Source organism: Lactococcus garvieae subsp. garvieae (assembly GCF_029024465.1).
GTDB lineage: Bacteria > Bacillota > Bacilli > Lactobacillales > Streptococcaceae > Lactococcus > Lactococcus garvieae.
Genome location: NZ_CP118950.1, coordinates 403,725 through 415,906 on the forward strand (window position 1 = coordinate 403,725; position 12,182 = coordinate 415,906).

Annotated in this window: 14 protein-coding genes; 9 read left to right on the forward strand and 5 right to left on the reverse strand. The window is 40.0% G+C overall.

The annotated features are described in order from the left end of the window. Positions 1–148 precede the first annotated feature (148 nt). The 7 genes from spx to PYW30_RS02100 all read left to right on the forward strand — a co-directional run bounded on the left by spx (position 149) and on the right by PYW30_RS02100 (position 6,359). On the forward strand, positions 149–547 hold the full coding sequence (gene spx / locus PYW30_RS02070) for a transcriptional regulator Spx (RefSeq protein ID WP_003134024.1): 399 nt from the start codon (positions 149–151) through the stop codon (positions 545–547). Positions 548–683: 136 nt separating this feature from the next. Further along, positions 684–1,454: a TatD family hydrolase gene (locus tag PYW30_RS02075; RefSeq protein WP_042217358.1), complete on the forward strand. Its 771-nt coding sequence runs from the start codon at positions 684–686 to the stop codon at positions 1,452–1,454. Next, complete coding sequence (gene rnmV, locus PYW30_RS02080; RefSeq protein WP_042217356.1) at positions 1,454–1,999, forward strand: ribonuclease M5; 546 nt, start codon at positions 1,454–1,456, stop codon at positions 1,997–1,999. The genes PYW30_RS02075 and rnmV overlap by 1 nt, the downstream gene beginning before the upstream one ends. After that, positions 1,996–2,922, forward strand: coding sequence for an ABC transporter ATP-binding protein (locus PYW30_RS02085; RefSeq protein WP_003134028.1), 927 nt, complete (start codon positions 1,996–1,998; stop codon positions 2,920–2,922). Before rnmV ends, PYW30_RS02085 begins: the two co-directional genes overlap by 4 nt. Then, positions 2,915–3,685: an ABC transporter permease gene (locus PYW30_RS02090; protein ID WP_003134031.1), complete on the forward strand. Its 771-nt coding sequence runs from the start codon at positions 2,915–2,917 to the stop codon at positions 3,683–3,685. The genes PYW30_RS02085 and PYW30_RS02090 overlap by 8 nt, the downstream gene beginning before the upstream one ends. Positions 3,686–4,108: 423 nt before the next feature. Next, entirely contained in the window at positions 4,109–5,722 is a 1,614-nt protein-coding gene (locus tag PYW30_RS02095; RefSeq protein WP_042217331.1) for a hypothetical protein, read from the forward strand. 199 nt (positions 5,723–5,921) lie between these two features. After that, complete coding sequence (locus PYW30_RS02100; RefSeq protein ID WP_042217329.1) at positions 5,922–6,359, forward strand: MerR family transcriptional regulator; 438 nt, start codon at positions 5,922–5,924, stop codon at positions 6,357–6,359. Positions 6,360–6,401: 42 nt separating this feature from the next. Here the strand turns inward: PYW30_RS02100 and PYW30_RS02105 are convergent, their stop codons facing one another. From PYW30_RS02105 to PYW30_RS10685, 4 genes are all read right to left on the reverse strand, one after another. Further along, positions 6,402–6,965: a DapH/DapD/GlmU-related protein gene (locus PYW30_RS02105; RefSeq protein ID WP_042217327.1), complete on the reverse strand. Its 564-nt coding sequence runs from the start codon at positions 6,963–6,965 to the stop codon at positions 6,402–6,404. Positions 6,966–6,984: 19 nt separating this feature from the next. Next, positions 6,985–7,728, reverse strand: coding sequence for an SDR family oxidoreductase (locus tag PYW30_RS02110; RefSeq protein ID WP_042217325.1), 744 nt, complete (start codon positions 7,726–7,728; stop codon positions 6,985–6,987). Between the two features lie 95 nt (positions 7,729–7,823). Beyond that, positions 7,824–8,798, reverse strand: a complete 975-nt coding sequence (locus PYW30_RS02115; protein ID WP_042217323.1) for an alpha/beta hydrolase — start codon at positions 8,796–8,798, stop codon at positions 7,824–7,826. 102 nt (positions 8,799–8,900) lie between these two features. Beyond that, positions 8,901–9,014, reverse strand: coding sequence for an IS3 family transposase (locus tag PYW30_RS10685; protein ID WP_162174781.1), 114 nt, complete (start codon positions 9,012–9,014; stop codon positions 8,901–8,903). A gap of 113 nt (positions 9,015–9,127) precedes the next feature. Between PYW30_RS10685 and rsmA the strand changes: the two genes are divergently transcribed. Beyond that, positions 9,128–10,018, forward strand: coding sequence for a 16S rRNA (adenine(1518)-N(6)/adenine(1519)-N(6))-dimethyltransferase RsmA (rsmA, locus tag PYW30_RS02120; protein ID WP_014024314.1), 891 nt, complete (start codon positions 9,128–9,130; stop codon positions 10,016–10,018). Then, positions 10,019–10,600, forward strand: a complete 582-nt coding sequence (locus tag PYW30_RS02125; RefSeq protein ID WP_042217320.1) for a uracil-DNA glycosylase family protein — start codon at positions 10,019–10,021, stop codon at positions 10,598–10,600. Positions 10,601–10,663: 63 nt separating this feature from the next. On the opposite strand, the gene PYW30_RS02130 is transcribed toward PYW30_RS02125, so the two are convergent. After that, positions 10,664–12,060 (reverse strand): IS3 family transposase gene (locus PYW30_RS02130; protein WP_372750769.1). Its coding sequence is split into 2 segments (ribosomal slippage): positions 10,664–11,580 and positions 11,580–12,060, totalling 1,398 coding nucleotides; the frame shifts between segments, so codons are not numbered across the junction. Positions 12,061–12,182: the final 122 nt, after the last annotated feature.

Consider the following 12,182-nt stretch of genomic DNA (forward strand, 5'->3'; position numbering starts at 1 on the left):
CTGTCCAAATCGGACAGAATTTTTTAGAATAAAAGGGGAAAGGGTCTTTTTTTTGTCTCTCAATTGTGCTATAATAGCAAATGCTAATACCGCTAGGTATTATAAATAAGATCATGGATTGTTCCATATTAATATAAAGGAGAGAGGGATGCTTACTATTTATACGGCCCCATCTTGTACGAGTTGTAAAAAAGCTAAGACTTGGCTTACTTATCACAATATTCCATTTCAAGAACGTAACCTCATTGGCGACCCACTTTCAGCAGAAGAAATTAGTCGCATTCTTGAAAAGTGCGATGATGGCGTGGAAGGGCTTATTTCTAGCCGTAATCGCTTTGTGAAAACCTTGGGCGTTGATTTTGAAGACTTATCGCTTTCAGCAGCCATCAAAATCATTTCAGAAAATCCACAAATCATGCGTCGTCCAATCATCATGGATGAGAAACGTCTACATGTGGGATACAACGAAGAAGAAATCCGAGCTTTCTTACCACGTACAGTACGTATTTTAGAAAATGGCGGTGCTCGCTTGCGCAATGCCATCTAAAAGCAAATGCAATTATTATAAACACCCCGAGTGGGTGTTTTTTGCTGCATCATTTTTGGAAAACGAAATTTTCATTTTTAAAATCGAGCGGTTTTTCTAAGAGAAGATTTACTTTATTTTGGGTTATAATAGAAGAATGGATATTTTTGACACGCATACACACCTCAATTCAGACGAATTTATGGGGAAAGAAAAAGAAATTATCACTCAGGCACATGAACTAGGGGTTCATCGTATGAACATTGTCGGAGTGGATCATAAAACAAACGATTGGGCGATGAAGATTGCTACAGAATATGAAGAGTGCTATGCCACGATTGGTTGGCATCCAGATGAGTGTGGCAGCTTTGACCAAACAGCAGAGCAGTATCTGCTGGAAAATTTACAAAAAGATAAGGTAGTGGCAGTGGGCGAGATTGGCTTAGACTATCACTGGATGGTCGAATCAAAAGACCTGCAAGAACAAAGTTTTCGACGTCAAATTCAAATTTCAAAAGAAGCAGACGTTCCTTTTGTTGTACACACGCGTGATGCTTTAGCTGATACTTATGAAATTATAAAGTCTGAAGGTGTTGGCCCTCGTGGAGGAATCATGCACAGCTTTTCCGGGACCTATGCAGAGGCTCAGCAGTTCATGGCGCTTGGTCTGATGCTGTCTTTCTCAGGTGTTGTGACCTTTAAAAAGGCTCTTGATGTTCAAGAAGCAGCTACAAAGCTTCCTTTAGACCGCATACTTGTGGAAACGGATGCCCCTTATCTTTCACCAATGCCCTATCGAGGAAAGGAAAATCAGCCCGGCTATACACGCTATACCGCAGAGAAAATTGCGGAACTGCGTGGGATAAGCTTGGAAGAAGTGGCTGAGCAAACCTATGCCAATGCACTGAAAGTTTTTAGGCTGTCCTAATGAAAGAAAAAATTGAAAAGGTTATCGTCGTTGAAGGGCGGGACGACACAAGGAACCTGAAACGTTTTTATGATCTGGATACCTATGAAACGGGGGGAAGCAGTATAGATGCTACCGATATTGAACGCCTAAAGGTTCTCCAAGAGAAACGAGGGCTAGTAGTTTTCACGGACCCAGATTTTCAAGGGGAGCGTATCCGGAAGATTATTATGCAAGCTATTCCTGAGGCTCAGCATGCATTTTTGAAGCGTGAAGAAGCACGTCCTAAAGGTAAGGGATCTCTCGGGGTAGAACATGCCAAGTATGAAGACTTGCAAAAAGCTTTGGGACATTTGACAGGAGGCAAGAATATCGAGCCGACGGTCGCTCAAACAGATCTGATTGCCTTTGGTCTTATTCTCCGCTCTGACAGTCGCCAACGTCGGGAATATCTCTGTGGAGAACTCCGTATAGGTTATGCTAATGGCAAACAAATCCTCAAGAGACTGAACATGTTTGGAATTGAAGTTCAACAAATAGAAGAAATAATGAAGGGCTATAAATGAAAAAAGCACTTGAAATAAAAAACTTAAGAAAAGTATACGCTTCTGGTACGGAAGCCTTAAAAGGCATTGATTTAGCGGTTGAAGAAGGGGATTTTTATGCCTTACTTGGCCCTAATGGCGCAGGAAAATCGACGACTATCGGTATCATTACCTCGCTCGTAAATAAAACGTCTGGAACAGTTAAAGTCTTTGACTACGATATTGATAAAAATCTGGTACAGGCTAAGCAACAACTCGGACTTGTACCGCAAGAATTTAACTTTAATCAGTTTGAAACAGTTCAACAAATCTTAGTGAATCAGGCAGGATACTATGGTGTTCCTCGTAAGGAAGCACTCAAGCGCTCAGAAAAATATCTCACACAATTGGAACTTTGGGAAAAGCGCAATGACCGTGCAGGCCGTCTTTCTGGTGGGATGAAACGTCGTTTGATGATTGCACGTGCCTTGATGCATGAGCCTAAACTCTTGATTTTGGATGAGCCAACAGCAGGTGTTGATATTGATGTTCGCCGCTCAATGTGGGAATTTCTTGCACAGCTCAATGCTTCAGGCACAACGATTATTCTGACAACACACTATTTGGAAGAAGCTGAAATGCTTTGCCGAAATATTGGAATTATCCAATCTGGACAAGTGATTGAAGATACAAGTATGAAAAACTTACTCTCGAAATTACAGTCGGAAACATTTATTCTCGATATTAAAGCTGAAGGGCAAACACCAGAGCTCGCTGGATATGAGATGAACGTGGTGGATCCACAGACCTTGGAACTTAAGATTGAACGCAATCAGGGTGTCAATGCTGCTTTTGAGCAACTGACAGCACAAGGCGTTCAGGTCCTCTCCATGCGTAATAAATCAAACCGTCTAGAAGAGCTTTTTGTTAAGCTTACCCATGAAGAGGAGGGAAAAAATGTTTAAACTCTACTGGACCGCAGGAAAATCTCTTGCTATCAAGGAAGTCACACGTTTTATGCGTATTTGGGTGCAAACTCTTGTTCCACCAGTGATTACGACAACACTTTATTTTATTATCTTTGGGAAAATGATTGGTTCCCGAATTGGTGATATGCATGGTTTTTCTTATATGCAATTTATCGTGCCCGGTCTTATCATGATGTCTGTTATTACCAGTTCTTATGCGAACGTTTCTTCGAGTTTCTTTTCACAAAAATTTCAAAAAAATATTGAAGAATTGCTCGTCGCTCCAGTACCTACACATGTGATTATCTTAGGCTTTGTGGCTGGTGGTAGTCTTCGCGGTATTTTCGTTGGAACATTAGTCACTATCATTTCGTTGCTTTTTGTTCCTTTAGTTGTGAAATCTTGGCTCGTGATTATTGTCACTCTATTATTGACCGCCTTTCTCTTTTCCTTGGCTGGTCTTCTTAACGGTGTCTTTGCGCGTTCTTTTGATGATGTTTCTATCGTGCCAACATTTGTCTTACAACCTTTGACTTATCTCGGTGGCGTCTTCTACGCTATCTCTATGTTGCCCCCAATTTGGCAAGATATCTCCAAAGTCAACCCCATCGTATATATGATTTCAGGCTTCCGCTATGGCTTTTTAGGCGTGCAAGACGTTGCGCTTTGGATTAGCTTACTTGTGCTACTTGGTTTTGTCATTGTTCTCTATGCCATTTGTTATTATTTTATTGAACGTGGCCGTGGTTTGAGATCTTGATAACTTTTCCTTACTTTTATAAGGCGATACGATAAAAATAGCTCTTTGGAGCTATTTTTTTGTTCCTGATATTATTTTGAAAAATATAAGAGAAATATTACAATAGTATTATATAAATGTTATTGAGATTAAGTTGAGATAACAAAATACTTGACGAGGGAAATGCTATGACTTATAATCAGACAGCACAGCACAGCACAGCACAGCACAGCACAGCACAGCACAGCACAGCACAGCACAGCACAGCACAGCACAGCACAGCACAGCACAGCACGCGGTAGATAATAGCCGCCTATTTTTGCTTGCCCCAAAACGCTCTGGACCACTGGAGCGTTTTTTCCGTGCTCCGCCCATCAGCACTGATGGGCGGGCATCTTAAGAGAATCAGAGATAAAATAAGAAACATAAAGAAAGGACATTATTATGACACCAGAAAAGAAACGTAAACTACGGAATATTGCTCTCCTCTCCTTGGTTGGCTTAATCGGCGGGACTTTTGCCTTCCAAGCCTTCAACCAACAAGCCATCAATGATCGTGAAAATGAAGTTCAAGTCCATGTCGGTGGCCGTGTGCACGACTACTACAATAGAGACACCGAAAACAAGGATGTCTTTGTGGAAAACTATGGCGAACGTCCCATCATGGCCCGTATCCGCCTGTCGGAGTATTTAGAAACCCAACAAACGAGTGCTACAAGCCCGACACCACTAGTAGAGGGGACAGAACGAGAGGCAGTCAACACATGGACCCCTTACATCCCAAGTGCGGCTGCGATTGGCACACGCACAGGAGCAGGCGCTGCCTTTAACCGCTATTCCAACCTGAGCTTTGGGTGGAGTCGAGCAGGACAATCTGCCCCTTGGTATCTCCCAACTTTCAACCATAACAACTTGGACTTAAGTACTGCCGCAGCAGGTGATGCACAAGACTTGGCGGCCGGATCACCTGAGGTTACCCATCCCGGTGACGGTACAGATGCTTACTGGACAGAAGGAGTGACTTATACCAATGGTGAGAATGGTACCACCTGGCATGGCGCAGCGGATGGTGCAACCCGTACCACAGCGCAAAATCTACAACAAGAACGTGCACCAATAACCATGGCGCAGTGGTTCGAATTGCCCAATAATCAAAAAATCGGCAATTTCTGGGTGATGGATCAAGAGACAGGCTGGGCTTACTGGGCCTCTGTGCTGGAGCCAGAAGCAGCTACATCTTACTTGCTGGATGCCGCTGAAATGACCAGTGCTATCGAAGATACCGTTTTTAGTGGAACATACTATTATGGTATCCATGTGGATAGCCAACTCCTCAGTCCAGACAATAGCGAGGATTTCATCAATGATGGGGAAACTCATGATTCTAACCTCGCTGCTCTCCTTGAAGGCATTAAAAATAACGCTGTAGATGAAACTGTAGGTAATCCAGCTCATGATGTGGATAGTCCACCCTCTGACTTTGCCTTTCATCGCATGAGCCCAGGGCGTATCTTTACTATGTCGGGTCAGCAATACCGTTATCTTGAAAATATGGGCAACGGCAACCATATGATTATTCGTAACGATCTTATTCGTGAGCGTTCTTGGGATGAACTTGATGAAACACTTGAATCTTGGTATGAAGCACTTGATCCTGCAGTCCAAGCCATGGTTCAGCCTGTAGCCAACAGCTTCACCACAGGCGAAGTTGCGGATGATGCTGTTACCTTTACAGGTGGCACAAGATGGATTCCCACTAACTTAGAAGGAGCCGTTGCGTCAGACATTACTCAAGTGGTTCCTAGCGGAACGGCTAGAGCCTTTGCTCTTTCTCTTGCGGATGTCACACGCTTATCTGGCCCAGGATTAGCTTTCCCTAACCATGCCCAACGTAGTTCAGCTGCCCTAGGCTGGTGGTTACTGCGTACTCCTGCGCCTGAAGAAGCTGCTTGGTCTGTGCGTCCTACGGGTAACTTGACTGGCCTTGTTGAGCGCACGGCTAGCACTACTGGTGGTGGAGTTCGTCCAGCCTTAATCCTTCATCAAGCAAGAAACTAAACGCATAAAACATAAGCCAAGAGGGCATAATGTCAAGCACCAGCTAAAATGGACACTAAAAAAAGAATATAGTATCTGGTAAAGAGTAGAACAGAAAATATATTTTGACTTCGCTTATAAATATTTATATACTTATATCTAAGGCAAATAGAATAGAGTATATTCTATTCTGCAATTAGTTTAAAGAGGAGCTATTCACATGTACACTATTGGTGAAGTGTCAAAAATGTTTAATATTCCAATATCTACATTGAGATATTATGATAAAGAGGGATTATTTCCAAAGATTGAAAGGAAATCTGGGATTCGTCAATTCTCTGAAGAAGAAATTGAAGCAATCAGAGTTTTTGATTGTTTGAAAAAATCAGGATTGAAAATCAAGGACATTAAGCATTTTATCGAGTGGACACAAGTCGGCAATGAAACACTACAGGTCAGAAAAGAACTTTTTGACAAGCAGAAAATTCAAATTCAAAGTGAAATTGAAAATCTCAAAAAAACACTAGATATGATTAACTATAAATGTTGGTATTATAACGAGGCCTTAAAGGCAGGCGATGAAAGCTCTGTAATTACTAAAATTCCTAATGATTTACCACAGGATATCAAGGAGAGTTATTTTAATTCTCACTCATAAAATGAAAACTCGAAAGAAAAATTTTTCTCTCGAGTTTTTTATTTAAATTTTCTTTATTAGTTTAGCAGGGACACCACCAACAATAGAATTAGCGGGTACATCTTTTGTTACTACTGCTCCTGCAGCAATAACGGAGTTTTCTCCCACGGTCACTCCTTGAAGGACAGTTGCGTTAGAACCAATCCAAACATTTTTCCCAATATGAATGGGAGCAGGTATCAAATTCTGACGTCTACTTGGCTCCAGGTCATGATTTAATGTCGCAAGAACAACATTATGACCAATGAGAGCTCCTTCATCTATCCATACTCCACCAGTATCCTGAATTCTTACACCAGCATTTATGAATACATTTTTACTTATGTGTAAGTTCATTCCAAAATCAGAAGAAAAAGGAGGGAAAATACTTACGGATTGATCTATTTCTTGCCCTGTAAGTTCTGAAAGCAAAGAAACAAGTTCATTTTGTTCGTGGTATTTACTATTAATTTCTGCACAAATACGTTGAGCTTTGGCAGAAATTTTAGACATATAAGTGAATATCTCGGTCCCAGATTCAAGCGTTTTTCCAGCCTGTATGTGTTCTAAGAAAGTTATATAATCCATATCTTGTCCTCACTCCCCTCTATACACTTTGTTTAGCTGGACGAATTAGTACTTCAGATACGGTTACATGCTTTGGTTGATTAATAGCATAAAGTACAGCATTCGCAACATCAATAGGCAAGAGGGTCATTCCACTGTCAGTAGAACCATTAAATAAATCAGTCAACCCTTTTTCAATCTCGCTGTTGCCCACAGTACTAATAAGCTCGGTTGACACGGCACCTGGACTGACAATAGTTGAACGAATTCCAGATTCTCTTTCCTCTTGTCTTAAGCCTTCCATGATTGCTCTCACCATAAATTTAGTTCCATTATAGACAGCTGATGCCGGATAAACAACGTGACCAGCTACTGAATCCGTTGAAATGATTAACCCATCTTTTTGACTACGCATTATTGGTAAGACAGCAGTTATTCCGTTAAGAACCCCCGTGACATTGATATCAATCATTTCTTGATAGCTTTTTAAATTTCCTTCACGAAGAAATCCTTGTGGCATAATCCCAGCATTATTATATAGTACATCTATATGTCCATGAATTTCTAATGCATAATCAATAAGGGATTTTACCTCATCAAATTTCGTTACGTCTGTTTTTTTGTAAGATACATTTTCACCTAATTTATAAGCAAGTTCTTTCAATCGTTCTTCTCGTCTTGCTCCCAAAACAACTTTTGCCCCTTGTTTAACGAGTAGTTTAGCCGTTGCTTCACCTATACCTGAAGAAGCACCTGTAATAATAACAACTTTATCTTTTATCATCTCTATTTTCCTCCCATTGTTTGTTTATCAAATATTATCTCTTCTCCAGTTTATTAGAAGCTATTTATTCCAATAAACATTGGCTTACGTCATAATTATACCTCTAAATATGTATTAAAGAAATTTTCCAATTCATCAAATGGAATAATGTCTTTTTGGTCATATAAATCTGTATGAGAAGCATCAGGGATAATCATAAGTTTTTTATTATCTCCTTTTAGAGTTTTAAAAGCATCTTCACCAAAGTAGCGTGAATGAGCATTTTCACCATGTATGACTAAAACAGCATTCCGTATTTCACTGCTATAAGCTAAAAGTTTACCATTCATATATGACAGAGAAGAGGTGATAGCCCAACCTTTATTAGAGTTAACTGAACGCTTATGATATCCTCTTTCTGTCTTATAGTAATCATGATAAGCTTTTACAAAATTAACCACATCTTCAGGCAATGGATCAACAACCCCACCAGCTCTTTCATAAGTATGTGATTGGAAATCTATATTTCTTTGAGCGTTTAAATTCTCTTTTAATTCATAACGCTGGTCTTCATCTACTGAATCAAAGTAACCTTTTGCGGCAATTCTTGTCATATCATACATAGTTGATACCACAGTAGCCTTAATTCTTGTATCGATAGCAGCAGCATTTAGCGCTAGTCCTCCCCAGCCACAAATACCTATGATTCCAATCTTATTTGAGTCAACTTTTTCATGATTCCATAAAAAGTCCACTGCTGCTTGAAAATCCTCAGTATTGATATCTGGTGAGGCAATATCCCTAACTTCTCCACCACTTTCACCAGTGAACGAGGGATCGAAGGCTAAAGTAAGAAATCCTCTTTCGGCCATCTCTTGAGCGTATAAACCAGAAGATTGTTCTTTAACTGCCCCAAATGGTCCACTTACTACAAGTGCTGGGAGCTTTTCTTTGATTATTTTTGGTTCATATAAATCTGCAGCAATAACAATCCCAAAACGATTTTTAAAGGTCACTTTATTATGATTTACTTTATTGCTTTTTGGGAATACTTTGTCCCAATTTGAAGTTAGTTTTATTTCATTACTCATCTTTTCTCCTCTAATATACCTAAAGAATTTATATTTACACCTTCATTGTAATACCTAAAGTTAACTTTAGGTCAAGCAAGAAGATTATAGAGGGACAATATTTTATGGAGACCTTATCACATGATATTTAAAATTTAGCTTTTCTTGTGGTCTATCTTCATTGTACCAAGCAATATAGTCGTCAACCTGGTCACTCAGCTCATTTTCGTTCTCCACCTTTATAAATTTTAGCAGAAGATATCCATAAAACCTTCTTGGTCTTTTAATGACCAAATATCTTGCCTCCTAATAGGAAAATATCGTGTGCTGAAATATGCTATAATAAAGCTATGACAACTTCAAATATAGATCGCATCTCAAACGTCATTCGCACGCAGGATATTCTTCGTCGGCATGACTTTAACTTTAAGAAAAAATTTGGTCAAAACTTTTTGACGGACCACAATATTTTGACAAAAATTACGGCGACTGCTGAACTTTCAGATCAAGTCAACGTGATTGAGATTGGACCAGGTATTGGTTCGCTCACGCAGTATTTACTTGAAGAGGCAGCAGAAGTAATGGCTTTTGAAATTGACAAAACCTTGATTCCTATTCTGGAAGAAACTTTAGCACCTTATGATAACTTTCAACTCGTAAATGCTGATGTTTTAAAAGTCGATATGCGTGAGCACATCAAGAATTTCAAAAATCCTGACTTGCCCATAAAAGTCGTAGCCAACCTTCCTTATTACATTACAACACCTATCCTCATGCACTTGATTGAATCTAAGATTCCTTTTACCGAGTTTGTAGTGATGATGCAAAAAGAAGTTGCTGATCGTATTGCGGCAAAACCAAGCACAAAGGCTTATGGCTCACTTTCGATAGCGGTGCAATATTACATGGAAGCCCAAGTTGCCTTCACTGTGCCACGCACAGTGTTTGTTCCAGCGCCCAATGTAGATTCTGCTATCTTGAAGATGACACGTCGTGAGCAACCCTTGGTTGCTGTGAAGGATGAAGATTTCTTCTTCAAGACAATGCACTCAACTTTTGTGCACCGCCGTAAAACCCTGATGAACAACTTACAATCTGCCTTTGGTAAGGACAAAAAACCACAAATAACTGAACTTTTGGCCCAGGCAGATATTTCGCCTACCATTCGTGCTGAAGCACTTTCAATACCCGAATTTGCACGATTAGCTGATGCGCTACTTCCTCTCAAAGAAGGAGAATAAATGGATAAGCTGTCAAAAATTTTTCAAGCCATAAAAGAAGATCCGCAAAATGCTTTCTATACTGCACAAGGTATTGATCCCCTCTACTCTGTACACCAAGAAGCAAAGATTCTTATCGTGGGCCAAGCTCCAGGAATACGGGCACAGGAGAGTCGTCTTTTTTGGAACGACCCTTCTGGGGATCGTCTTCGGGAATGGCTAGGGATTTCTTATGAAGAATTTTACAGCTCACCTCAGCTCGCCATCTTGCCTATGGACTTTTATTTTCCAGGAAAAGGGAAATCTGGCGATTTACCGCCACGTAAAGGTTTTGCGGAAAAATGGCATCCTTTATTGATTAAAGAAATGCCTCAGCTGGAGCTTATTGTGCTCATTGGTTCCTACGCTATTCCTTACTACCTTAAGGTGCCGAAGAAAACGCGAATTACTGATGTTGTGCGTGATTTTGAGGAGTATCTACCGAAATATTTTCCGCTTGTGCACCCTTCACCACGTAATAATATCTGGTTGCGCAAAAACCCATGGTTTGAAGCACAGGTCTTACCAGAGTTAAAAATAAGAGTAAAAAACCTCCTCGATTGAATCTGATGTGCACCCCAAAAGTTGGACTTTTGAATGAGATAGAAATATCTCATTTTTTGTTATTTAATTTTGATAAGTAAGCCGAAATTGAGCAGGAGACATCCAGTTCAATTTCTTTTTGATTCGCTTAGTGTTGTAATAAGCAATCCAGTCAGTAATTTCCTCTCTTAATTCCTGATAAGAGTTGAAGACTCGACCATAATAAATTTCTTGTTTTAAAAGACCAAAGAAATTCTCCATGCCCGAATTATCATGGCAATTGCCCTTGCGACTCATAGACTGGAAAACTTGATGCTCCTTGAGCGTATAGACATATTTTGGCATCTGATATGCCCAACCTTGATCAGAGTGAAAGGTACGACGATAAGTACAATCAGATGTCACTTCTAATGCTTGAGAAAGTGAAATTCCTATCGCTTGGTATGTGGGCTGTTTAGAGATTTCAAAGCTCACAATTTCGTTGTTAAACAAATCCAGAAAAGGATTGAGATAAGCCTTTTTCTGAATACCATTCTCGTAATACTTAAATTCGGTTGTGTCAGTCGTGATTTTTTGATGTGGAATAGGGGTAGAAAAATGTCTGTTTAGCCTATTCTCCGCAATCTTGCCCACTTTCCCCTTGTAAGAATTGTACTTGCTAGATTTACGCCAAAACGAAGTCACACGTAGTCCCAGCTTTTTCATTAAGCGTTGTACTTTCTTGTGGTTGACATCAAAACCTTTAGATTTAAGCAGCTGCACCATTGGACGGTAACCTGCATTCTTATGCTCTTTCCGAATCTCTAGCATGGCTTGTTCAACAGCTTCGTCTTTATTGGGACGTTCAAAGCGTTTGAGCCAATAGAAATAGGTACTCCGAGCTAATCCTGCAGATTTGAGGAGGAGTCGAAGGGGGAACTTGAATTCTCTTTGGAGGCTTTGAACAAGTCGAGTTTTTCCCGCATTTGTTGTTCCATTCGCAACCTCCTCAGCCCTTTTAAATATTCATTCTCAACACGTAGATAAAGTAATTCCTTTTGTGCTTCTGCGAGTTGTCGTTCAAGCTCTGACAACCCCTCTTTAGGTTTCTTTTCCTTTGATTGAGCCACTGTTCCCTCTTTTCTGGGTCTTCCGCGAGGACTAGATACAAAAGCAAATTCCCCCTTTTGTCGATAATCTCGTACCCAACGTGTAATCAAAGCAGGATTGTTCAGGCTTAGTTGGTTGGCAACTTCACGATAAGACGCTTCACTTGTTAAGTATAAGTTTACCGCATTGAGCTTAAAATTGGAATCATAAGTTTTATTTTGACGTTTCCTTCTTAATCCCTCTGTACCAAATTCTTTATAAGCATTGACCCAATGACGAATTTGTTTTCTATCTTTCACATGGTATTTATTAGTTAAGAACCGATAACCACCTACTCCTGAAAGATAATCATTCACAACTTTGAGCTTAAACTCAAAAGAGTATTTTGCCATAAGAAAAGACCTCCAAATGTTAGATGTTTAGTCTAACTTTTGGGGGTCATATCAATCCAGGGGGTTTAGTTTTGTTTAAGGAAGAGTTAATATAATGCATATAAATAAAAGAAAACGCTCTC